The sequence below is a fragment of the Pseudomonas sp. KH_024_B2 genome (assembly GCF_057839965.1).
The window spans coordinates 1902074-1927006 of sequence record NZ_CM174502.1 but is presented as its reverse complement, the minus strand read 5'-3'; the positions used below and the strand labels follow the sequence as shown (position 1 = coordinate 1927006).

General features: G+C 60.1%; 16 protein-coding genes. 10 read left to right on the top strand and 6 right to left on the bottom strand.

What is annotated here, in order from left to right; translation table 11 throughout:
• The first annotated feature begins 21 nt into the window (after window positions 1-21).
• From AC3I0A_RS09085 to AC3I0A_RS09070, 4 genes are all read left to right on the top strand, one after another.
• On the top strand, window positions 22-5010 hold the full coding sequence (locus AC3I0A_RS09085) for a D-alanyl-D-alanine carboxypeptidase family protein (RefSeq protein WP_489377359.1): 4989 nt from the start codon (window positions 22-24) through the stop codon (window positions 5008-5010).
• On the top strand, window positions 5007-5978 hold the full coding sequence (locus AC3I0A_RS09080; RefSeq protein ID WP_489377358.1) for an NlpC/P60 family protein: 972 nt from the start codon (window positions 5007-5009) through the stop codon (window positions 5976-5978). Before AC3I0A_RS09085 ends, AC3I0A_RS09080 begins: the two co-directional genes overlap by 4 nt.
• 325 nt (window positions 5979-6303) lie before the next feature.
• Window positions 6304-6765, top strand: a complete 462-nt coding sequence (locus tag AC3I0A_RS09075; RefSeq protein ID WP_489377356.1) for a DUF6538 domain-containing protein — start codon at window positions 6304-6306, stop codon at window positions 6763-6765.
• A gap of 491 nt (window positions 6766-7256) precedes the next feature.
• A complete protein-coding gene (locus AC3I0A_RS09070) occupies window positions 7257-8600 on the top strand; it encodes a tetratricopeptide repeat protein (protein ID WP_489377355.1) in 1344 nt (447 codons plus the stop codon).
• A 173-nt stretch (window positions 8601-8773) separates the two neighbouring features.
• Here AC3I0A_RS09070 and AC3I0A_RS09065 read toward each other — a convergent pair whose 3' ends face one another.
• Complete coding sequence (locus AC3I0A_RS09065; protein ID WP_489377354.1) at window positions 8774-9097, bottom strand: hypothetical protein; 324 nt, start codon at window positions 9095-9097, stop codon at window positions 8774-8776.
• A 595-nt stretch (window positions 9098-9692) separates the two neighbouring features.
• On the opposite strand from AC3I0A_RS09065, the gene hutC reads away from it, so the two are divergent.
• The 6 genes from hutC (at window position 9693) to AC3I0A_RS09035 (ending at window position 17081) form a co-directional block, all read left to right on the top strand.
• Entirely contained in the window at window positions 9693-10445 is a 753-nt protein-coding gene (gene hutC / locus AC3I0A_RS09060) for a histidine utilization transcriptional repressor HutC (protein WP_489377353.1), read from the top strand.
• 392 nt (window positions 10446-10837) lie between these two features.
• Window positions 10838-12517: a urocanate hydratase gene (gene hutU / locus AC3I0A_RS09055; RefSeq protein WP_489377352.1), complete on the top strand. Its 1680-nt coding sequence runs from the start codon at window positions 10838-10840 to the stop codon at window positions 12515-12517.
• 25 nt (window positions 12518-12542) lie between these two features.
• Window positions 12543-13709 (top strand): CaiB/BaiF CoA transferase family protein, encoded by a 1167-nt coding sequence (locus AC3I0A_RS09050; protein ID WP_489377350.1) that lies wholly within the window; start codon window positions 12543-12545, stop codon window positions 13707-13709.
• Window positions 13699-14841, top strand: coding sequence for an acyl-CoA dehydrogenase family protein (locus AC3I0A_RS09045; RefSeq protein WP_150802787.1), 1143 nt, complete (start codon window positions 13699-13701; stop codon window positions 14839-14841). The genes AC3I0A_RS09050 and AC3I0A_RS09045 overlap by 11 nt, the downstream gene beginning before the upstream one ends.
• Window positions 14842-14936: 95 nt before the next feature.
• The gene (locus tag AC3I0A_RS09040; protein WP_093425600.1) at window positions 14937-16364 is read left to right on the top strand and encodes a purine-cytosine permease family protein; all 1428 of its coding nucleotides are present in this window, start codon (window positions 14937-14939) and stop codon (window positions 16362-16364) included.
• Window positions 16365-16466: 102 nt separating this feature from the next.
• On the top strand, window positions 16467-17081 hold the full coding sequence (locus AC3I0A_RS09035; protein WP_489377349.1) for a TetR/AcrR family transcriptional regulator: 615 nt from the start codon (window positions 16467-16469) through the stop codon (window positions 17079-17081).
• A 385-nt stretch (window positions 17082-17466) separates the two neighbouring features.
• Here AC3I0A_RS09035 and AC3I0A_RS09030 read toward each other — a convergent pair whose 3' ends face one another.
• The 5 genes from AC3I0A_RS09030 to AC3I0A_RS09010 form a co-directional block, all read right to left on the bottom strand.
• On the bottom strand, window positions 17467-19215 hold the full coding sequence (locus AC3I0A_RS09030) for an acyl-CoA dehydrogenase (RefSeq protein ID WP_489377348.1): 1749 nt from the start codon (window positions 19213-19215) through the stop codon (window positions 17467-17469).
• 42 nt (window positions 19216-19257) lie between these two features.
• Window positions 19258-20499, bottom strand: a complete 1242-nt coding sequence (locus tag AC3I0A_RS09025; RefSeq protein WP_489377347.1) for a thiolase family protein — start codon at window positions 20497-20499, stop codon at window positions 19258-19260.
• The gene (locus AC3I0A_RS09020) at window positions 20496-22379 is read right to left on the bottom strand and encodes a feruloyl-CoA synthase (RefSeq protein ID WP_489377346.1); all 1884 of its coding nucleotides are present in this window, start codon (window positions 22377-22379) and stop codon (window positions 20496-20498) included. The genes AC3I0A_RS09025 and AC3I0A_RS09020 overlap by 4 nt, the downstream gene beginning before the upstream one ends.
• A gap of 158 nt (window positions 22380-22537) precedes the next feature.
• Window positions 22538-23986 (bottom strand): aldehyde dehydrogenase, encoded by a 1449-nt coding sequence (locus AC3I0A_RS09015; protein ID WP_489377344.1) that lies wholly within the window; start codon window positions 23984-23986, stop codon window positions 22538-22540.
• Window positions 23987-24095: 109 nt separating this feature from the next.
• Window positions 24096-24926 carry a p-hydroxycinnamoyl CoA hydratase/lyase gene (locus AC3I0A_RS09010; protein WP_489377343.1) on the bottom strand — a complete coding sequence of 277 codons (831 nt, stop codon included), beginning with the start codon at window positions 24924-24926 and terminating at the stop codon, window positions 24096-24098.
• Between the last annotated feature and the right edge of the window lie 7 nt (window positions 24927-24933).

Below are 24933 nucleotides of genomic sequence, written 5' to 3'. Positions count from 1 at the left end.
GACTCCACCGGAGGAAAGGCCATGTCCGCGACAAGCCCGACGAGCCCGTTCGACGAACTCGGACTGGAAGTACCGTTCGCGAAAGACAACGCCGAAACTGATCGATTCGAGGCCGGGCCGGCATGGAACGAACTCGGCGAATCGCCGTTTGCGGGAGCGCCGGCTTCCGAGGGCAGCTGGCAGGAAGGCCCGGAGCGGCTGCAGGCGGAACCGGAAGACGAAGGCCTGGCCTGGCTCGACATGGAAGCGGCGGACGCCAATGCGGAGGCATTCGGCGCCGAGGATCTCGCGCTGGATGGCGAGGCACTCCACGAACACGAACACCTACACGAAAACGAGGACGAAGCGCTGCTGGACGATACGGAGTGCGAATCGGGGTACCTCGATGCCGATGCCGAGCGGTTCGAATCGGAGATTTGGGCAGACTCGGCCGAGCAAATCGCGTTCCGGAATCGGGTGCTCGCCGCCCATATCGCCAGCAAGGGTAGAGCTCCGTTTCCGGACCTGTCCTCCGAACAATTGCAGACCTTGGAGAATGTGCCGGGGACCAAGATCAAGACATTGCCCGCGACTGCCGCTGCGGCGGGCCGACTGCTGGACGCAGCGAACGCGGACCTTACCCGGGCGCAACAGGCCGGTGACGCCGATGCCCTGCGCACCATCAGGCTGAGCGTCATTAGCGGCCACCGCAGCAGCCAGGTGCAGAAGGGGCTCTGGCTGCGCTATTTTTCCGCAAAGGGCGGCTACTACGACACGACGCAAGTCGCGCGCGAAAGACTCCCGGATGGACCTCATTCCGACCAAGCGGTCCGCTACATGCTAGAGCGGCAGGACAACGGCGGATTTGGCCTGGGCGGAAGGATCGCTGCACCGGGCTATAGCAACCATCAGAATGGCATCGCGATCGACTTCTCTCAGGAGCGCCGCAAAGGACATGGCATTCGAAACAAGTCCGACTCCAAGTCGCGCGCCCGGTGGCGTTCCACCTGGTTCCACCACTGGTTGAGGAAGAATGCGAAAATCTTTTTTTTCCAGCCACTTAAGACGGAAGAGTGGCACTGGGAGTACCACCCGCCGGGCCTGAAGGCGCGTTTCGAAGGCGCCACGCGCGGCGAGCTAGGACAGGAAGCCCGGGGTGGTGGGTCGGTGGCGTCCTGGGAGCAGGCCAACGAAGAATCCCTCTACTCCGAAGCGGAGTACGCGGAGGAAGGTGCGGTGCCGGCGCCGTTCCTGCGCACTTTCACCGCGAAGGCACTGGGTGTGAAAGTCGCCGTGTATGTGACGCAAGCCGCATGTTCCGCGCGCCAGGTGGAGATGCTCGTGTTCGCGCACGGCCTGGACCTGTGCAAGCCGGTCTTCAAGAACCGGCCCGCAACGTTCATCACCGAGCGTCCGTTCAAACTTGGAGAGTTGGTCGAAGCAACCGGTCGACCCATCGTGCTGGTCGTTCCCTTCCTGGATTGGGAGCGGCTCGCTGCGAACCGAATGGCGTTCGGACGCAAGTGGCACCGGCTGGCGCAGCCTGCGAACTTCAACCAGGTCGCCGCCGAGGCGCTGGACCAGGTGCGCGCAATCACCAATAGCGCCGACGCGCCGACCGTACAGCGTCTGATCCTCGCCGGGCATTCGCGCGCCTACGGTTTCTTCGACGCGCTGGCGCACGAGCATGCCTCGCCACAGATGCGTACCGGTGCGCTGGCCTGTCCGACGCACGTGTGGGCGCTCGACACGACTTACTCCGCACCGATCGCCGACTGGCGGGCGTGGCTGCTTTCGCGCAACGACCTCCAGGCCACGGTCGTCTATCGCCAGGGCACCTATCGGACCAGAGGGTCGATCGTGCGCGAGCTGGTGACCGGCGTGCGTGGCAGGGAGTTCAGCAAGCTGGCCGCCGCAAGCAACGGCCGCCTGACGGTGATGCCGGTCTCGGCAGGCAAGGTCTCGCACTGCGCCATTCCCACGGCGTACCTGCCGCGCCTGTTCGCCACCCTGCCGGCGCCAGCGGCCTCCGGCGAATACGCAGGCGAAGCACAGTACGAGGAGTTCGAGGAGTTCGAGGAAGGCGAGGACTATGCCGGGCTTGCGACCGAAGCCGATGCTGAGTCGGAGGCCGATCCGGTCTCTTCGATCGTAATCTCCGATTACCCGCGGTACGGCAGGGCAATGCCGCCGACCTATCGGGAGATGCTCCAGCCGCTGGTCACAAAGATCATCGAGACAGTGAGTTCCGGCGGCACGATTCGCGTCTCCATCATTGGCCACGCGGACTTCGATGCTAAAGGACGCGAGTTCGAGACGAAGGTGAGCATGGAGCGCGCCACGGTCGGCCAGCAGACGCTCCTGTTGATGCTGATGCCCCAGGCCGGGATCGTCGGCCTCACGTCCGAGAAGATGCTCGCCGCGTTGGACCTGACTCTCGAGGGTATGGGCACGAAGCAGCCCATCGAATCCAGGCCCGTCAACGAGGATCAGCGGAAGCGGAATCGGCGGGTCGAGTTCTTCTGGGAGGTGCCGAGCAGGAAGCGACCGCTTCCGCCGCTCCCGCCACCGGACGACGCCAGGGGGCTGACCTATCTTTTCGGTGGCGTCACAGCAGCGGGCACCGATGAGCGTCTGAACGGTGAACGTGTCGTGCGTTTCATCCTCAACAATTACGGCATCGACCCGTCCACGGTCTCCATCACCGACAATACCCACCGCGTCACGCAATCCCGGCGGCTCGCTGTTCACGAGAAGGCCGAGCTCGAGTTTCCGGCATTACGCCCGGGCCGCATCGAAAGGTGGACCTTCCGCATCCAGCCCAACCCCAGAGCCACCATCGGGTACTACGTTTACACCCAAGTGCCCACGAAATCGCAGGAGCATGCGTTCGACAACGAGGAGGAGGCGGACGCGACCTCGGCGCAATTCCTCGAGTCTGTTGAAACGATCGATTCCGATGAGGCTATGGATGAAGCGCACGAACGCCCGGACAACGAGGCGTTGGCCTGGCTTGACATGGAGGGGCTGGCCTGGAACGAGGACCTCGGCGAGACCGAAGCCAGCGCAAGCGGAACGTATGCCGAAGGCGAGGCGCTCGATTCCCAGCTTGAGTTCACCGGCGAGCAGATGACCGACGAGTTCGAACGCTTGGACCAGTTCGAGGACGAAGGCGAGGCCGAATGGGCCTCGGATCGACTCGAACCCGAGACGGAATACGAGACGGAATACGAGACGAAACAGGATCCAGTGCAGTTCGCATCGGAGCATGCCGAAGCCGACACCTTGGTCGCCGATGTCGAGTCCGAGTCCATCGCGAATTTCGAGGACGAGACTCCGCCGGTCGACACAGTCGACGCTTTCCTCGAGTCTCGTAGAAGTCTCTACCAGGTGACCCTGGTCGGCACGAACGTCCACGTCACCTTGCCTCGCTCCCACGAGTGGACGTCCCGCTACACGGACCGGGCCCTGGCCGAAGGCGCATTGGGAGCGGCCATCAGCGTGATGTACAGGGGAGGCGTGACCGCCGCGCAGACTCGGAAAGCCTACGAACAAGTTGTCGGCCACGGGGTCAAGTACATGCCAGCGCCGAAACAGGCCGATGGTGACAACCGCATTCATCGGATGATCCTCTTTGAGGTGGCTAGGACGAAGTTCGCCCAGGCGCTGAATCTGTCGCCGAAGGCCATGACCGAGGCGTGGGCCGCGAGAATCGGCGAGGCGAAGATGATCGAATTCGCTATCGGGTCGGCCTACCGTAGCTTCGATCGGCTGGTCCCACATTTCTCGAGCAAGGCGCTTGCCGCGGCCGGGATGAGCGTCGATCTGATCCGATTCCACCTGGACAAAGAGTCCCAGTCGATGATTGAGGTCGCCAAGCGCCATCCTACGGCCTCAGCGTGGCGAGCGGCGTACAAACGCAACCCCGCACTTCATTGGGGAGAGCGCGAGCCGGTTCTTGCCGATTTCGACAAGGTGCCGCTGAGCCAATGGGCCAGGACGATTCTCGAACTGGCAACGGCGACGCGCAAAACGGTGAGAGAACAGTTCATTCGCCAGCGAGAAGAGGATAGGAAGCATGGCCGCAACGAGTACCTACGGCCGCACGAGATCAAGGTCGAGGATGTCGCGAAGTTCATCCTCGAGACCTACGATTCGATTCCGATAACGCGGTTTTATCGCCTCTCATGGACCTTCCACGGCGGACAGCAGCTCCGCAACATCAAAGGCGAGCCGATTTTCCTCCTCAGCGCCGTGGACGACCGCGTTATCTTCCAGCACCTCGGCAACAGGAAGTTCTACCGACAGTCGCTCCAGGGCTTTCTAGAAGAGCAGTTCTACGGGATCTATGCCGAGGCCGGGCGAAAGTCCTTGGGCGCCATAGCACTGACGAAGTGGGTCATCGGCCTCGCAGGCGCGGTTTTCCCGCCAGTACGGTACGGACTTATGGCCACAGACGTGCTCAACGCAGCCATCAAGCTGCAGGGCAACCGTGCGGAACTGGAACGCAGCTACGACAGCGTGAAACTCGCCTATGCGAACATCGACGCGCTCCTGCCGGGCGTGCTGCCGAAAATCTGGGATGCTGTGCTTGACAAGCGCAATGCCGCCCTCTTCAACCCGCTCAAGAATCCCGACGCGGGTGCGTGGCTGAAGGTCGTCATCCGGCTGGTGATGTTGCGCCAGGCTCGGGTGATAAGTGCATCCTATGCTTCAGACGAAGTGACTGGGTTCCTCAACAAGGCTTGGGCAGCGATCAAGGGGGGGCTGGCGTCCCTGTGGGAGGTCGTCAAGCACGCGATCGTCCTGGCGCCGGCTGTCGCCGGCTCTACAGGGATAAGCGGCCAACGAGCACTGGATCTCGCCCAGCAGCGGCTCGCGCAGCTTGGGGTTATCGATGCCGCCGCGATCGTCGTGCAGATCAAGCGGCTATCGAAGTCCGACGGGGAACGTCTCGCATTCGAGGTACAGGATCTCGTCAAGAACGGGACGAAGCTCGTGGAGGTTGTCGGGAAAGCGATGTCCTGGTGATTGCAATCTCGGCGGGACATGCCCGGTTTTATGCCGACCAAGGAGACATCGAAGCGATGCTGAACTCAGCCTACAAAATCAGGACCGGATCCCACGGTGGCAAGACGCAACAGGTGGCGATATTCGACCCCTGCACCGCCAGATGGCTCGCGTCATTCACCCTCGGCGCGCATACGGTGATTCTGCGAGGGCCATGCCGGACATTCCGGGAGGGGCAGCAAAGCGTCAGGCATGCGGCTTGGGCGCGGACTTACCCGCAGCCGTTTCGCGAGGACGACTTCGATCCTGGCTGGCTGGCGAGTGCACTCGAGGCCAACACGCGCAAGGAGCTCGACCTCCTGGCGATCGCCATGCAGTACATCACCGGCAGGGACCCCATCCAGGCCGAGGATGATCCGCAACTCCAGATCGCGGGCGATGCCAGCTACGGGCCGGAAGTCGGCGGCACGCGCGAAGAGGGCGCCGACTTCAACGACTACCTCGGGATCGCATGGCCTTACCCCGAGGATGCTGCGGATCAACCGGAAAGCCGCCAGTTCCGCTGCCTGGACTGCTCGGGCTACGTACGCATGGTCTTCGGCTATCGTCGCAACCTGTCGGGACCGGATCCCGGCAGCATCGCGTTATGTCGTACCCCTCGGGAGGACAGGGCGGCGATTCCGCGGCGAGCGCATGAAATGGCGAGCCACGCGCCCGGCGTGCTCGTCGTGCCCCCTTCGACGCGTCAGGGGACGGATTTCTCCAGCCTGGCCCCAGGCGACCTCTTGTTCTTCGATGCCGATCCGGATGACGGCCCGCAGATCGACCATGTTGGAATCTACCTCGGACGGGATACCAGAGGACATCACCGCTTCCTTTCCAGTCGAAAGCGGGCAGACGGCCCGACCATGAGCGACATCGGAGGACGCTCAATCCTGGATGGTGATGGCCTGTATGCCCGGGCGTTCCGCGCTGCGCGTCGACTATAGGAATATCGGAGGTGCTACTTAGCTTCTCTAGTAGCCCTTAGGGGCGCCCGACCGGCGTCTTATGACACATCACGTCCGCCCGACGAGGCCTAATAAGGTGGAGGGGGGTACTGCCGAAAACGGCCAAATCATCGAATCCACGCCCTCAAGGCCCATGCGTTACTACCTGGTTCAGAAAGCGGACGCGGGTTAGGTTCCGTGTTCCACCATCATTGCTTACACAAGAGCTTGATTCCATAGGCTTTTGTGCTCAGTCTACCGGCCGTTCTAGGCCGGTGTGACACTGAGGTGTGACACTCGTGTGGGGCATCATCCGGTGCCCGGCATGAAACCATCCCCCTCCTACCTCACGCGCAACCGACACGGAACCTTCTACTTCCGCATCGTGATCCCACGCCCATTGCGCACCCTGCTCAATGGTCAGCGCGAAGTCAGACGAACCCTGAAAACAGACAGCGAAAGGCTGGCCCGTAGGCGTGCTCGGCAGTTTGCCGCACGCTATGAGGCCATCTTTGACAAGGTGGTGGGTGTGCTTGAGCGCGATGAACCTTCGCAATCCCGTCCCTCAATGACACTGCCAGACTCCTTCTTAAGATGTTCGCCACATGGTGACTCAGCTGTTGTTTTGGTACTACTGTTTGAATCGCACCGGTCTCAATTGACACAACTGACCGTCCGCTCCTGGCCGACTGCAGCCCTTCGTGAGAGGCAGAAATCGGCCATGAGGAGACATTTGCTGCTTGGCTTGATCAGAGAAATGAAAGTCCGCAACACGCCAATGAGCTGACCGTCGCAGAAGCACTTGCGATGTCGGCTCATCGGCCAAAGTGGACAGTTGTAGGGAAGGAAAATGGTGGTTGGGAAGAACCATGGTCTGAGCTGCCCAAACTTTTCTCTTCGGAGACTGCTTGCCTGCGAATCATAGCGCTGACGAACTAATAGCTAGAACAAAGCTGAACCTCCCCGCGGAGCCCCGTGGAAGAGCTATCTTGTTAAGGTAAAAGGCCGTGCAGAATGGGCAGAACATCGGAAGGACGACAGCACAACCTCAAGCACGGGCGCAGGAGCGTTGCAGCCTACCTTGTGGAGCAAGGAGAAGGCGACAGCGCATGACGCACTGGCACTGCCATTAGGGATGCGGCCGGTAACCACTTGTCTGGGGGAAACCATGAATCTGCTTTCCCGTCTTTGTCTCACTGTCTACGCCTTCGGTCTAGCTCTGGAGGCAGGGGCCAAATCTGCCGCTGAGGTTTTCCCGATACCCTTTTGGTCAATGAGATGTCAACGTCATACCTAACGATGGCTAATGGGTTCCCCCAAATTCCTCCTAATAATGGAATACGGAGATTTCTGTTTGCCGCCTTCTGCCTGTTTGCCGTTGATGTCTATGCCAAGACGGCCAGCGAGGTTTTCGATGCGGTTTCTCCCAGCGTTGTTGTGATCCGAATTTACGATGCACAGGGCAAGCCGTTAGGACTAGCTAGCGGCGTGGTGCTGGCCAGGGGTGTGGTTGCGACCAACTGCCATGTGCTGGAAGGCACCACGCAGATGCGGGTGCAGCATCTGCAAAGAGAATATCCGGCGGCTTTGCGGCACAGCGACTGGGATAGGGATGTCTGCACTCTAGCCGTGAAAGGGCTTGATGCCACCCCTGTCGCGTTGGGCAGCACCGCTCGCCTTAAGGTGGGCACCAGGGTTTATGCCATCGGCGCACCAAGAGGGCTGGAACTCACTTTGTCCGAGGGCATTATTTCCAGCATGCGCTCAGTGGAAGGAGGCCAGTACTTGCAGATCACCGCCCCCATCTCCCCCGGCTCCAGCGGCGGCGGCCTGTTCGATGAAGAAGGCCGGCTCATCGGCTTGCCCACCTTTTACCTAGCCGAGGGCCAGCAACTTAACTTCGCCGTGCCGGTGGAATGGATCAGCGAACTGCCAAATCGGCACAAGAAAACAGAGGAGACCGCGCAGACGCCCTATACCGACTGGCTCATTAAGGCAATGGCGCTTGAAAAGCTACAAGATTGGTCTGGGCTGCTAAAGCATGCGCTTCGCTGGACAAGAGCACAGCCAAAGGCTGCTGTGGCATGGTACGTATTGGGCGTTGGCTACGGGAACTCCGGTCAGACCACCAAGGCCATCGAGGCCTACCGAGAGGCACTGCGCCTCGAGCCGGATAATACCCATGCGTGGTTCAGCCTGGGCGTTGACTACGGGAACTCCGGTCAGACCACCAAGGCCATCGAGGCCTACCGAGAGGCACTGCGCCTCGACCCGGTTAATGCCAAGGCCTGGTTCAACCTGGGTGTTGTCTACTGGGACTCCGGGCAGACCAACAAGGCCATCGAAGCCTACCAACAAGCATTGCTCATCAACCCGGAATATAGCGGGGCCTGGAACAACTTGGGCCTTGTCTATATGAACTCCGGCCAGACCACCAAGGCCATCGAAGCCTACCAACAGGCATTGTACATCACCCCGGAATTGGCCGAGGCATGGTTCAATCTGGGCGTTGTCTATCGTATATCCGGCCAGCATGAGCTTGTCATGGCGGTTTACAAGCGCCTCACGGCACTTGATACGGCAATGGCGGACCGATTCTTCAATGAGGTTGTGTTGCCCTGATTATTACCATCTCGTACGCGGTCGGTACCATTCAACGAAAGCGATGCCCCCCCAGACTCTGGCAGCGACCCTAAGCGGCCTGTGCCATCAGGTCCGCTTGAGAGATCCATTAGACTGCTCCTTGCCAAAGACAAACGACCCAACCGGTAAACAACCCAGTTCAAGCGTGCAGGCTATACCCCTGCGCTGCACATCTTCCCGAGCGTGGCCACGGCCTCCTTGCGCGCGCTACTGTTCGCCACAGGCGCCAGTAGTGCAAAGACATAGCCTGAGCAGTACCAACTCTGACTCAATAGAGACTTCGCGATTGCAAGAGCGTCGGTGTCGGCGTCCGCAGCCGTAATGAGGCGAAACCGAACCTCTGAGGCCGGCGCTGACGTGTCTTCGCAGGCGATGACCACGACACCTGGTCCGCTGAAGCCAAAACCTTGATCGTTCTCGCCAGGTCGCAACTGACGGAAGTCCAGTGAATTGAGGACCGCAAGCGCTGTGGACATGATGGTGCTCCTTAGAGACGTTTGCACTCGATATAGACTGTGTCAGGCCCGGTATCTACTACAAGGTCAGCAGGTCCACTCTCAGACCTCAATACGGTGCACACGAGTATTGAGCATAGACGAGCTTGGTGCGGACGACTGCTGATACTGGGCTGTCAGGAGCCGCTTGCACAACAGCCGTCAAACCCAGTCAGTTGGTGCAATCGTCTTCTGAAAATGACAGAGGGCTTGCCAGTAAGTTCAAGAAAAACAAATACATAGCAAATTTATTAAGTGCGGGCGCTGAAACTTGCTGACTATTCAGCTTTACGAATGGCAGCTACGGGTCGATTGCGGCCCTTCTCAACAGGCAGCAATCGGCCAAAACCGGTCACTGAAAACCCGCTCGAAAAAACTCCAAAAACGATTCCATGAATCGGTTACATGGCCGTAACGCGCTTTATCGTCGGAGTTGAAAGCTTTCAAAAGGCTGTTCGTTGCACAACGGCGCCCATCTGCCCTTCGATCCATTCCCCTACATAGGCGTATCCCTGGCGGCAGAGTAAACTGCACTCCAGGCTTGTCGGAGCAATTCATTTTAAAATCAGGAATCAACGTGCCCAAATCTATTGAGGATAATGCATCCCTCGAATCCTTCTCTCTCGAGAGCCCCTCCCCCCTGTATGCACGGGTCAAGCAAATCATCATGCAGAAGATTCGCTCCGGTGCCTGGCTGCCCAATTCCAAGCTCCCCTCTGAAAGTGAACTGCTGAATTTGCTGGGTGTGAGTCGCATGACCATCAACCGCGCCCTGCGAGAGCTGACCATCGAGGGCTCGTTGGTGCGCATGCAGGGAGTGGGTACCTTTGTGGCCGAGCCCAAGGGGCATGCGGCACTGTTCGAGATCCACAATATCGCCGAAGAAATTGCTGCCCGGGGTCATGAGCATCGCTGCGAAGTGATCGTGCTCGAAGAAATGCCCGAACGTGCCCGTGCTTCAATGCCCTTCCCGCTCGAAGGGGTCAAGCGCGTGTTTCACTCGGTTGTGGTGCACCACGAGAATGATGTACCGGTGCAGATCGAAGAGCGCTTCGTCAATGCCGAAGTGGCACCCGCCTATCTGCAGCAGGACTTTACCAAGGTCACGCCTTACGCCTATCTGATCCAGTTGGCGCCATTGACCGAAGGCGAACATGTGGTCGAGTCCATCCATGCCAAAGCCGCGGAGTGCAAACTGTTGCACATCAAGCGCTATGAACCGTGCCTGTTGATTCGCCGTCGTACGTGGGCGGCAAAGGGTCAGGTCGGTTGCGCGCGCCTGGTTTATCCCGGCTCGCGTTATCGCCTGGAAGGTAAATTCGGCAACTGAATCACGTGGCGAGCGGCCCCCGCCTGCCGCTCGATAAGCCTGCCCTTGCAGACATTCTGCTGACGCTGATACTGCCACCGCCCTGAGTGGCAGAAAGGTGACACCTCAGCGTAACACGCGCACAAAAGTGTTACGTAACGCCCATCCTCTCAAAAAATATTTACAAAGTTGCAACAGAATTTTCAACCAGCCTCTCGCCGCCCCCTTCTTGACGAAAATTTCAAGTTATTGAAATAAAACTATTTTTTCAGTTTTTAAATTTTTCTCTGCGTCAACAAAACCTGTTTTGGCCCTTCGCTTGCATTCACTTGTACATACAGGCTGGTATAAGCATATATGTACATCACAAACTGCGACTGCCAACCCGCTAGCCACTGAATGAGGAGATGACCATGACCGCCAAGACCACCCGCCTGCGCGATGTCGAAATTCGCGCCGCCCGCGGCAACCAGTTGACCGCCAAGAGCTGGTTGACCGAAGCGCCGCTGCGCATGTTGATGAACAACCTCGACCCGGAAGTCGCCGAGAACCCAAAAGAACTGGTGGTATACGGTGGCATCGGGCGTGCCGCGCGTAACTGGGAATGCTACGACAAGATCGTCGAAAGCCTGACCAACCTGAATGACGACGAGACCCTGCTGGTGCAATCCGGCAAGCCGGTCGGCGTGTTCAAGACTCACAGCAACGCTCCGCGCGTACTGATCGCCAACTCCAACCTGGTGCCACACTGGGCGAACTGGGAGCACTTCAATGAGCTGGATGCCAAAGGCCTGGCCATGTACGGCCAGATGACTGCCGGCAGCTGGATCTACATCGGCAGCCAGGGCATCGTTCAGGGCACCTACGAAACCTTCGTCGAAGCTGGTCGCCAGCACTACAACGACAACCTCAAGGGCAAGTGGGTACTGACCGCCGGCCTGGGCGGCATGGGTGGCGCCCAGCCATTGGCGGCCACTCTGGCCGGCGCCTGCTCGCTGAACATCGAATGCCAGCAGAGCCGTATCGACTTCCGCCTGAGCAGCCGTTACGTCGACGAACAGGCCACTGACCTCGACGACGCGCTGGCCCGTATCGCCAGGTACACCGCTGAAGGCCAAGCGATTTCCATCGCCCTGCTCGGTAACGCCGCTGAAATCCTCCCGGAAATGGTTCGTCGCGGTGTGCGTCCGGACATGGTCACCGACCAGACCAGCGCCCACGATCCGCTCAACGGTTACCTGCCGGCCGGCTGGACCTGGGACGAGTACCGCGCCCGCGCCAAGACCGAGCCGGCTGCCGTGGTGAAAGCCGCCAAACAATCGATGGCCATCCACGTCAAAGCCATGCTGGACTTCCAGAAGATGGGCGTTCCGACCTTCGACTACGGCAACAACATCCGTCAGATGGCGCAAGAAGAAGGCGTCGAGAACGCATTCGACTTCCCGGGTTTCGTACCGGCCTACATCCGTCCGCTGTTCTGTCGTGGCATCGGCCCGTTCCGCTGGGCTGCGCTGTCGGGTAACGCTGAAGACATCTACAAAACCGACGCCAAGGTCAAAGAGCTGATTCCGGACGACGCCCACCTGCACAACTGGCTGGACATGGCGCGCGAGCGCATCAGCTTCCAGGGTCTGCCGGCGCGTATCTGCTGGGTTGGTCTGGGTCTGCGCGCCAAGCTGGGCCTGGCGTTCAACGAAATGGTCCGCAGCGGCGAACTGTCGGCACCGATCGTGATTGGTCGCGACCACCTGGACTCCGGTTCCGTGGCCAGCCCGAACCGCGAAACCGAATCCATGCAGGACGGTTCCGATGCCGTGTCCGACTGGCCACTGCTCAACGCCTTGCTCAACACCGCCAGCGGCGCGACCTGGGTTTCCCTGCACCACGGCGGCGGCGTCGGCATGGGCTTCTCCCAGCACTCGGGCATGGTGATTGTCTGCGACGGTACTGACGAAGCGGCCGAGCGTATCGCTCGCGTGCTGCACAACGATCCGGCCACTGGCGTTATGCGTCACGCCGATGCCGGTTACCAGATCGCGATTGATTGTGCCCATGAACAAGGCCTCAACCTGCCGATGATCGGCAAGGCGTAAGCCCTACCCTCGAGGAGCCTGCAACATGACCAGCAGCCCGTTTACCCAGCAGCTACAGGGCGTTCGCGTTCTGGACCTGAGCCGCGTATTGGCCGGTCCGCATTGCACCGCCATGCTCGCGGATCTTGGCGCCGACGTCATCAAATTCGAAGTTCCCGGGCACGGCGATGACAGCCGCCACCTGGGTCCATTCAAGGATGGCGAAAGCGTCTATTTTGGCCTGATCAATCGCGGCAAGCGCAGTGTCGAGATGGATTTCAAGTCCACCGCCGAACGTGCGCGCTTATATGAACTGGTGCGTGACGCCGACGTCGTCGTGGAGAACTTCCGCCCTGGCGTAACACGTCGCCTGGGCATCGACTTCGACACCCTCAAGCAATACAACCCCAAGCTGATCTATGCGAGCATTTCTGGCTTCGGCCAGCACGGTCCGCTGTCGTGCAACCCAGCCTATGACATCGTCGCCCAGGCGATGTCCGGGCTGATGAGCGTCACCGGCTTTGCCGAGACAGGACCAACCCGCAGCGGCGAGGCTATCGGCGATCTATGTGCTGGCGTTTATGCCGCCTGGGCGATCAGCTCGGCGCTATTCGCTCGCGAGCGGCATGCGCCAGGAGCGCAATACATCGACGTCGCCATGTTCGATGTATTGTTCAGCCTGCAAATGACCGGCCTGTCCAATCTCTTTGCCAATGGCGTAGCGCCGGGGCTGGTCGGCAACCGTCACCCGGTTTCGACACCCTTTGATACTTACCGCGCCGCCGATGGCCAGGTGGTCATCGCAGTGGCGAGCAACAAGCTGTTCCAGCGCTTATGCGAATGCTTGGGCAAGCCTGAGCTGGGCAACGACACGCGCTTTGCCGATGACCCGCAACGTACGTTGAACGAACCCGCGCTGCGCGCTGAAATCGAAACCTGGACGCGCCAGCTGAGCGTCGACCAGGTCTGCGACATCCTGCTCGATGCCGGCGTGCCGTCCTCCCCAGTGTGGAACCTCGCCCAGGCCGCCGAAAGCGAACAAGCAGAAGTCCGTCAGCTGCTGATTCGACCCGAGGGCTCAGCGCAGCCGCTAGTACCGCAACCGGTTTTTTTCAATGGTCACAAACCCCATACCCTTACCCTCGCCCCACGCTTAGGCGCAGATAACGAGGCATTCGGACTGCACAAACAGGAGCTCTCCCATGAACTTTGAATTGGATCTGGTCGAACTGGCCGTTGTCGAAACCGTCGAAAAACTTGCCCGTGAGGTGATCCAACCACGCGCCCAACATTACGATGAAACCGAGACCTTCTGCGCCGAGAGCCTGCAGGCTTTGGCCGAGTTGGGTGGCATGAGTATCAACCTGCCAGAGGAATACGGAGGACTGGGTATTGGCAGCCTGGCCATGAGCCGCGTGGTTGAAGCCGTGGCGGGTGCTTGTGCCTCGACTGCATCGGCCTTGACCGCGCATTTCCTGGCGACCGATTCGATCCTGATCGGCGGCACCGAGGCGCAGAAACAACACTGGCTGCCTCGTGCCGCCAGCGGCGAATTGCTCGGCGCCTTCGCCCTGACCGAGCCGGCAGCCGGCTCCAATCCGGCCGACATGCGTTGCCGGGCGCACCGTGAAGAGGGCGGTTGGCGAGTGCGCGGCAGCAAACATTACATCACCAACGCCCGCGAGGCCGGCTTCATCGTGCTCTATGCCAAGACGGACGCAGACGCCGGGCACAAGGGCATCAGCGCCTTCATGATTCCCCAGGGCACCGCAGGCATCAGCTTCTCCAGCCCGGAAAAGACCATGGGGCTGCGTGGCAGTACGATCTATGAACTGGCCCTGGACTGCTGGTTGCCCGATTCGGCATTGCTCGGCAGCGAAGGCGCCGGCTTCAACACCGCCATGGCCGTGCTCGACCGCGGTCGGGTCGAAGTGGCAGCCATGTCATTGGGCATCGCCAATGCCGCCTTGCAGGCGAGCCTGAACTGGGTCCGCGAACGGCAGATCGGACCCAAGCCGCTTGCCGCCTATCAAGGCACCCAATGGCGCCTCGCCGATATGTACGCGCAGCTGGAAGCGGCCCGCATGCTGACCTGGAAAGCCGCCGCCCGCCGCGACAGCGGTGAGCGCTTCAGCCTGGATTCGGCGACCGCGAAACTGGTCGCTGCCGAATGTGCCGGCTTCGTCACCGATGCCGCGCTACAGCTCCATGGCGGCTATGGCTACATTCGCGACCTGCCGCTGGAGCGCTACGTGCGCGACGCACGCATCCTGCGGATTTTTGAAGGGACCTCGGAAGTGCAGAAAATCATTATTTCGCGAAGTCTGCTCGACGCCCAGCGCTAACCGAGCGAAAAACCGGGGCCTGTCCTACAGGCCTCCTCCTTAGTGTCTCAACCCGAGAAGGCTGTCGTATCCAACGACACCCGAGAGGAACCGCCATGTCCGCCTCCAAAGAAAGTGCGCAGCGCAAGACGTATATAGAACGGCGATCAATCGATTACATCCCCGAGTCGGAGCGCCATGGCCGACTGCTCAGCCAGTTCACGCTCTGGTTCGGTGCCAACCTGCAAGTCACCGCGATCGTCACCGGGGCGCTGGCCGTGGTGTTGGGCGGTGATGTGTTCTGGTCGCTGATCGGTCTGCTGATCGGGCAACTGCTGGGCGGCGCGATCATGGCGCTGCACGCTGCCCAAGGCCCGCAGCTGGGCCTGCCACAAATGATCTCCAGTCGCGTGCAATTCGGGGTCTACGGCGCCGTCATCCCCATCGTCCTGGTCTGCATGATGTATGTGGGGTTTTCGGCCAGCGGTTCGGTGCTCGCCGGCCAGGCCATCAGCCAACTGGTCAACGTCAGTGACGCCACCGGCATTCTCATTTTTGCGGCGATGATCGTCGTGCTGACGGTGCTGGGCTATCGGACCATCCATTGGATCGGACGGTTGTCGAGCCTGATTGGCGTGGTGTCGTTCTTCTATCTGTTCTACCGGTTGCTGTCAGCCCATGACATCAGTGAGCTGCTCGGCAACCGACACTTTTCGCTGAGTAGTTTTCTGCTGGCGATCTCATTGTCGGCGTCTTGGCAAATCGCATTCGGCCCTTACGTAGCGGACTATTCGCGCTACCTGCCGCGAAAAACCTCTGCCTGGAAGACCTTTCTCGCCGTGGGCCTGGGCTCAGTCATCGGCACACAAATCTCCATGGTCTTCGGCGTCTTCGTCGCGGCCCTGGCAGGTGACCAGTTTGCTGGCCACGAGGTTTCCTACATCGTCGGAATGGGTGCCAGTGGCATCGTGGCTTCCCTGCTGTTTTTCAGCATTGTGTTCGGCAAGGTGACCATTACCACTCTCAACGCTTACGGCAGCTTCATGTCGTTGGCGACGATCGTCAGCGGCTTTCGCGGGAACCAGGAAATTTCCAAAACCTTGCGCATGATCTATATCCTGGTCATGGTCGGGCTCGCGACGGCACTGGCACTTCTGGGAAGGCACTCGTTCCTTCACGATTTTTCCGCCTTCATCCTGTTCCTGCTGGCCTTTTTCACCCCTTGGAGCGCCATCAACCTGGTGGACTTCTACCTGGTGACCAAGGAGCGCTATGACATACCCGCGCTCTCCGATCCGGATGGCCGCTATGGACGCTGGAATGTGCCGGGTATTGCGGTCTATGTCCTCGGCGTGCTGATACAGATGCCGTTCATTGCCACCAGTTTCTACACCGGTCCTTTGGTAGAAACCCTGGGCGGGACCGATATTTCATGGCTGATCGGGCTGACGGTACCTGCCCTGATTTACTACCTGGTGGCACGCGGCTCGCGGCAACGGATCCCCGCACAACTGATTCTTCCGCAAGAGACCAGCCCGGCCTGATTCACCCTCACCACAGGGCGGCCTGCCAGGGCCGCCACTGCTCATCTGACTGACCAACGCCGAATGATCGCTCGCTCATTTTCCCTCATTGATGGATCCACCATGCTTGCAGCCATCGCATCAGCCAATCCGGCACTCAGCGCTCGCGACCGTCTTCTTGACGCCGCGATCGAGCTTTTCGCAACACACGGCTTTCAGGCAATCGGCTTGCGCGATCTGGCGGGCCACGTGGGACTGCATGCCGGGTCCTTGTACCATCACATCGAAAACAAACAAGGCTTGCTGTTCGAGCTCATTGAGTCAGCCTTGTCGGACTTGTTGGTCGATACCAAGCGTCGGATGAAAGGCGCCAGGACCGCCTCTGAACGTGTACGCCGCTTTGTCCACGCCTTCGTAACCTTCAATCTGAATGAAAAGCACCGATTGGTCCTGGTAACCCGCGAGTTCGTGAATCTCAACGAAGAACACAAGTACCAGGCTAACCAACTGAAAAATGCCTACTGGTCTCTATTGAGCGCAATTATCGCCGATGAGTACGAGGAGAAAGGCAAGCTCGATGGTGAGATCGGCCTGATCACCAATGCAGCCATTGGAATGCTGTACGGCCAGTCACAGTGGAATGATGTGGAGATAACCGAACAGCACCTGACAGAAGTACTCACAAGCTGTGTCATGTGCATTATCGCAAGTGGCAAGAAAACTACGGACCAGACATGACTATCATGCATCGTCAACGACAAGTCATCATATGGCGTCCCCTACGCTGTCTCAGAGGCAGTCATCAAGGCCGCTAGTTGCCGTTCGAAAAAGACAGTTATGGGTCGATTTCGGTCAGTCGCGACTGGCAGAAAACGGCCAATAGTGGACAGTCACGCAATTGCCCTCCCTACTTCATAGCGCAAGTGCTCTGCACTGGATAACGTGCTTCGGACCAAGGTGGCGGCCAGTCTTCATCTGCGAGAGAGCGGGACAACTCGCCATAAGCGTTAGCTTGATCCAACAGCGTCTTAGCTTTTGTTTCGAATACTTGAATATGCTCTACGGTTGATGTCGCGCGGGGGGGCAGACGCAACTCACCCTCGTTCCTGGCGCTAACTAGAACTCACCTCAGAAACGGCAGGGGGGCCTTGGCCGCACGAATGGCAGCGATCCGGTGATCCGCTTCCGGCAGCAAGTAGGCAAAGAAAAAGCCGGCTGTTTCCAGTTTACTGGCGCGCAGTGGATCGCTGTCGGGTAACAACCGAGAGACACGCGCCGCTCGAGCCCAGGAATAAGCCAAGAGGGCCACGCCACACAGACGCAGAAAATCGCCAGCGGCCCGATAGGGGTATTCGCCCTCCTCGACGGCCAGGTCACGTATTTCTATTTGCAAACACTCGAGTTTATTGCAAAGCAGCGCCAGCTCAGCGCAAAAGCTGGCGGTTTCGCAGGTCTGCCCGGCTTCTTCGCGCATAACCGCCAACAATTGACCGAAGGCGCGGCCTTCATCACCCAGCACTTTGCGTAGCAGCAGATCATTGGCCTGAATTTCGTTACTACCCTCATAAATCATTGCGATACGGCTGTCGCGCAGGGTCTGCTCAATGGCGAATTCGGCGACGTAGCCGTAGCCTCCGAATACCTGCAAGGCGTTGCTGGCCAGACGAAAACCCTGTTCGGTGAAAAAAGCCTTGATCACCGGAGTCAAGAGCTCCGCCAGTTGCAAGGCACCCTGCCGAGAGGCCAGGTCCGTGGCGTGCTCGGCCTGATCGAGCAAATGCGCAGCCCAATAACCGACGGCGCGCATGCCCTCGGCGTAGGCCTGTAACTCCAGCAACACGCGGCGCATGGCCGGATGATAGTGAATGGGGTCGACAGTTTCGGCCGCAACACCGACAGGGCGATTGGGCGCACGCATTTGTTTGCGCTCCTGCACATACGCATAGGCGTTCTGCCACGCGGCCTCGGCATGCCCCAGCCCCTGGAGGGCAACATGCAATCGCGCCGAATTCATCATCACGAACATCGCGGCCAAACCAAGATTCGCCTCGCCAATCAGCCAACCCTGAGCGCCGTCGAAGACCAGCGAGCAGGTGGCACTGCCTTTGATGCCCATCTTGTGTTCAATACCATCGCAGCGCACCGCGTTGGCATGAGCGTCATCCAGGCGTTTGGGTACCAGAAACAGCGAAACACCACGACTACCGGTGGGCGCCCCGGGCAATCGAGCCAGCACCAGATGCAGGATGTCCTCGGTCAGGTCATGTTCGCCTCCGGAAATGAATAGCTTGCTGCCGCTCAGCCGATAACTGCCGTCGCTCTGCGGTTCGGCGCGGCAGCGCAGCAGACCGACGTCGCTGCCAGCTTGGGGTTCGGTCAGGCACATGGTAGGCAGCGCCTCACCACTGACGATCTGAGGCAGATAACGGTCCTTGATCCACTGCGGTGCGTGGGTCTTGAGGCACAGGTAAGCGCCATGGGCGATCCCCGTGTACATGGCCCAACCGTGGTTGCTGGCGTATAGCATTTCCTGCAATGCGGCATCGAGCAGTTGCGGCAGCCCCTGGCCACCGAAGGCTTCATCACAGGCCAATGCCGGCCAGCCACCTTCGGCGAAAGCTCGGTATGCCTGTACAAAACCATCCGGAGTACTGACCCGGCCATTGTGGAAGCGGCAACCTTGGCGATCGCCACTGCTATTGAGCGGCGCCAATACATCCGAGCTGAAACGTCCGGCCTCTCCCAGCACCTGGAGTGCCAGCGGCAAGTCCAGAGCCTGAAATGCAGACATTTGACTCCATGCCCGGGGTGCCTGCAGCCAATGTTCAAAGATAAATTGCATGTCGCGCAACGGCGCCTGGTAGTACCACATGGCAAACCTCGTATCGTCCAAAGGGAACAACACCGCAACGGTTCAGCCGCGAAATCCTGGATTTTCGATCAGCACGGCCATGCCCTGCCCGCCGCCGACACAGGCAGCGGCGATCCCGTAACGCAGATGTTGCTCGCGCAACTGCCGCGCCAAGGTCATTACCAAACGCAGGCCGGTGGCTGCCAATGGATGTCCGAGCGCGATCGAACCACCTCTGCGGTTAAGCCGATGGCTATCCATCTCCAGCATCTGAGCCACAGCCAGCACCTGCGCGCCTTGAGCCTCGTTGACTTCAAACAGAGCGATATCTTCCTGGACCAGCCCACTGCGCTGCAGCAACAACTGGATTGCCGGAACCGGACCGATCCCCATGAACTCCGGCGCCACACCGACCACAGCAGTCGCCAATAAGTGTGCCAATACCGGACGCGTACTCACTGACGCTCGGCCGACCAGTGCGGCCGCTGCGCCGTCCACCACCGCACAGCTGTTGCCGGCGGTTTGCACACCCTCGACGTGAATCGCCTGCAGCTTGGCCAGCGCGTGGGAATCGGTGGGTCGAGGATGGCTGTCCAGGGTGACCCCGTCACATCGACGCGGCAGGGCAATACCCCGAGGCTGATAGCCTTCCAGTTCAAACAACTCATTACGCACCGGGACGATTTCATCGCTGAACCAGCCGGAGGTTTGCGCGTCCAGCGCTCGTTGGTGACTGTTGAGGGCATAGGTATCCACCGCCTCGCGACTCAGGCCGTGACGCCTGGCGAGATTTTCTGCTGTAGCGATCATGTCCAGTCCCGGAGCCGGGTCGTACAGCGCTTCCCAAAGAAAATCTTTGAAATCCACCGGTGCCCCGAGGCGAAACCCGCCCCGATGTGTGTAGGCGGCAATCGGGTTGCGCGACATGGATTCGGCGCCCACACACAAAGCCAGTTCCGCGCCACCGCTAAGTTGCTCGCCGGCCTGGCGCAACAGTTCGAAACCGGTCGCGCAAATGCGCTGCACCGCCAGTGCCGGTACCTGTTGCGGCACACCGCAGTAAAGACCGATATGGCGTGGCAGCATGTAAGCGTCAAAGCTGGCCTGGGCCATGGAGCCGGCCAGCACAGTGTCAACTACCCCCGGATCAAGCCCGGCACGGGCCAACACTTCACGACCAACCTTTATGCCCAGATCGATGGGAGAGACCTGGGCCAGCGCGCCGCCGATATCAACCCAAGGCGTTCGTACGGCTTCAAGAATCGCCACATCCCTGAATGACGAATATTGCCCCGCGCAACTCAAGACCGTGGACCGGCGCGCAGGATCGAGTGGTCGTCACCGCGATACATCGCCTCGACTTTGGCCGCACGCCATTGCAAGACCGCGCGCTGGTTGATCGAGCCTTTGTCGGTGATTTCACCGCGATCAATGGACGCGGCCTCGTCGAGCAACGCGATCCACTCCAGACGACTGGCATTGCCGCTGGCTTCGCGATTGAGCCGCTGCAACCAGTCGGCGAACCACTCGCGCACCGGCGCGCTGTCAAGCACTTCGGCATCGCTGGCACTGGCCGCGAGCCCCGCCAGACGTCGGCATTCGTACAATCGCGGGAACACCAGCCCCCCCAGGCATTCACGATCCGGCGCAGTCACTACCAAGTCCTGGACATAAGGCGAGCCCTCCAGCACCGCACGATTGCGCAGCGGGCCAACACTGACGAACACCCCGGAAGACAGTTTGAAGTCTTCGGCGATGCGCCCATCAAACATCAGCCCCAGTTGCGGATCACGCGGGTCAGCAAGCTTGAGCGCATCACCGGAACAGTAAAAGCCCTGCTCGTCGAACACCTCGGCGGTCTGCTGCGGAGACCGCCAGTAGCCAGGCATGATGTGCGGCCCACGAAAGCGCCCTTCCAGCTTGCCGTCCTTCGGCACCAACCGGACCTCGCAACCTGGCGCCGGCAAGCCGATGTAACCGGCCATGGACAATGGCCCGGTAGTAAAGGTGCAGGATGGCGCTGCCTCGGTCATGCCGAGCCCGGCCATCATCCGAATACGTTCGCCGCAGTGTTGTTCGGCGATCCGGTCAAGGCGATCCCAGACACTTTGCGATAACCCGGCAGCGGCGAAGAAAAACAGGCTGATGCGCTTGAAAAAACACTCCCGTAGCTCCGCGTCCTGTTCCAGGGCCGAGACCAGTTCTTCCCAGCCCTTGGGCACAGTCAAGTAGGCGGTGGGGGACACTTCCTTGAGGTTGCGCAGGGTTTGGGTAAATCCCTGCGCAGTAGGTTTTCCGTCGTCCAAATAAAAACTGCCGCCATTGTAGAGCACAATGCCGAGGTTGTGGCTGCCGCCGAAAGTGTGGTTCCACGGCAGCCAGTCCACCAGCACCGGAGGCTCTTCGCCGAACACCGGAAAAGTCTGCAACAGCATCTGCTGATTGGCGCAGAGCATGCGTTGGGTGGTGATCACTGCCTTGGGCAACTTGGTCGAGCCGGAGGTGAAAAGAAACTTGGCGATGCTGTCGGGGCCGGTGGCGGCAAAAGCGGCTTCAGCCTCGGCACCGCCCGGTCGCTCAAGCAGGCTGGCAAAGCTCGCCTGGCTACGTCCCGCGACTTGGCCACGCACGGTAATCAGTGGCGTATCGGCCGGTAACACGGCGTCGATGGCACGCTGGTACGCTGAGGCGTCACTGACGAAAACCAAGCCTGGTTGCAGCAGGTCGCAAACGTGGCGCAGCTTGGAGAAATCCTGGGAGAGCAGCGAATAGGCCGGCGACACCGGGCAGTAAGGAATGCCCGCATACATGGCGCCAAAAGCTACTTGCAAATGCTCGATGTCATTGCCCGAGAGAAGCGCCAGGGGTTTGTCTGCCGACAGACCATAGCTCAGCAAGCTTTGAGCAATAGCCCGAACACTGTCGAGCATTTCGGCGTAACTCACCCGACGCCAATCACCGTCGTCCTGGCGGGCGGCGATAAAGGTCTGCTCGGGACGCACTTGGGCCCAATGCACCAGACGGTCGAGCAACCGTTTGGGCATCTCGGCCAACGGTTCCAGGGAGCGCATGTGCAGTACGCCCTGCTGCTCGGTGACCTCGACCGCCGTGCAACCGATGGACACGTGGCGATAGCGCGGTGCGCTGGCTGGGGCATGGGATTGCAAACTGAATTCGGAACTCAAGTGCTTGTTCTCCGTCGAGGCACGCTAAGACCAAGCCACACACAGATGACTCACGATAGCGTGGCAGCCGTTGGCTGCAGCCTTGTTATTGTTATTTCGGCCTTGCACACGGGCGACTCGCTTCCAGGGAAGTCGATGCCCGACGTGGCGACGCCTGTTCAGATCGGGTAGTGCCGCGGTCCATTCTGCAAGGTGACCCAACGCAATTGGGTGAAGTGTTCAATGGATGCCTTGCCACCAAAACTCCCGTAGCCGCTGGACTTGACCCCGCCGAAGGGCATTTGCGCCTCGTCGTGCACGGTCGGGCCATTGATATGACAGATGCCCGACTCGACCCGTTGGGCCAAAGCCAGGGCACGCCCGGTATCGCGACTGAAAATCGCGGCAGACAAACCGAACTCAGAGTCGTTGGCCAGGTGCAACAGCGCTTCATCCCCCTCACCGCGCAGCAACACGGCCACCGGACCGAAGGACTCCTCGCGGTACAGACGCATGCTCTCGTTGACGCCGTCGAGCAGGGTCGGCTGTAAAATGCTGCCGTCCAGTTGCCCGCCAACCACCAGTCGCGCCCCGTTGGCCAAGGCATCGTCGATCAATCCCTTAATGCGCATACCGGCGCTAGCGTCCACCAGCGAACCGAGCACCGATCCGGCGTCCGCAGGGTCACCCGCGCGCAGCGTTGCAACCTTGGCCGCCAACTTGGCGACAAAAGCGTCGGCAACCTTGGCATCGACGATCAGACGCTCGGTGGACATGCAGATCTGCCCCTGATTGAAGTAGGCGCCAAAGGCGGCCGCTTCTACCGCAGCATCCAGGTCGGCATCATCGAGAACTAACAACGGCGCCTTGCCACCCAGTTCCAGCAATGCCGGTTTGAGGTGGCGCGCCGAGAGTTCACCAACAATGCGCCCGACATGTGTCGAGCCAGTGAAATTGACCCGTCGCACTGCAGGGTTGGCAATCAACCGCTCGACAATCGCCGCGGCATCCACCGGAGCGTTGCTGATGACATTGACGACGCCATCGCCCAAGCCTGCGTCTTGTAATACCTGACCGATCAAGCGGTGCACCGCTGGACTAATCTCGGAGGCCTTGAGCACGACGGTGTTGCCGCAAGCTAATGGCATGGCGATAGCGCGGGTGGCGAGAATCACCGGTGCGTTCCATGGAGCGATGCCCAACACTACGCCGCAGGGTTGGCGCAGGGCCATGGCGAAACTGCCAGGCACATCCGAGGGGATGACTTCGCCATTGATCTGAGTGGTCATCGACGCCGCCTCACGCAGCATATTGGCCGCCAGCTGCACGTTGAAACCGTACCAGTTGGCCATGGCCCCGGTCTCGCCGGCAGCCTCAATGAACTCGGCGCTACGCGCTCGCAATTGCTCCGACGCTTTGAGCAAACGGGTCCGACGTTCATTGGGCGCCAGGGCAGCCCAAACGGGAAACGCCTTCTGAGCAGCGGCCACCGCAGCGTCGGCATCTTCCAGGGTGGCGGCGGCAACCCGCGACACCAACTCGCCAGTCACCGGGTTACGGCGTTCGAAGGTTCGACCGTCGCGAGCGGGGCACGACTGGCCGCCAATCAGCAGGGGCACGTCCAGCATGGTGATTCCTCTTTATTGTCTTTATCGGGAATGCATAAGAGCGATGTAACCGCAGCACCAGGGCGCAACCGCCAGTAGCGGGATGCGCCCGGTTACTGGCCGCAGCACCTCAGCGTTTGTACGCTTGCAGGCCGGGTTTGATGCTTTTGTCGTCGAGGAATTGTTTCATGCCCTGCTCACGGCCGCCTTCGGTGTCAAGCAGGCGTGACTGATCGAGCTTGGCGTACAGGTAATCCTCGTTTTGCTCCCACGTCAGTTCACGGCAGCGTTTGAAACCATGCTTGGCCGCACGCAGCACCACCGGGTTTTTCTCCAGCAGGTTACGCGCCAGCTCCACAGTGACTTCACGCAGATGCGCCAGGGGTACGCTTTCATTGACCAAGCCCATCTCGGCGGCTTTCTGCCCACCAAAGGTCTTGCCGGTCATGATGTAGTACAGCGACTGGCGATGGCCCACGGTGTCGGCCATGGCTTTGCTTACCAGGTTGCCCGGCGGGATACCCCAGTTGATTTCCGAAAGGCCGAAGGTCGCTTCGTCGGCGCAGATCGCCAGGTCGCAGGCCACCAACGGACTGAAGCCACCACCGAAGCACCAGCCGTTAACCATGGCAATGGTCGGCTTGGCGTACATGCGCAGCAGTTTCCATTGCCATTGCGACGCTTCGCGGCGGATTTTTTCCTGAAGGATCTCCGGGCCGGCGTCCACTTCGCGGAAATACTCCTTGAGGTCCATCCCTGCGGTCCAGGCCTCACCGGCACCTGTCAGCACCAACACGCCAGCGGCCGGGTCTTGCTCCAGGGTTTCCAGTACATCGATCATTTCCCGGTTCAGCGTCGGGCTCATCGCGTTACGTTTTTCAGGACGATTGAGGATGACCCAGGCGATGCCCTCGTCGATTTCAACCTTGACCGTTGTCCAGCGACCTTCGTAGTTACTCATGACGATG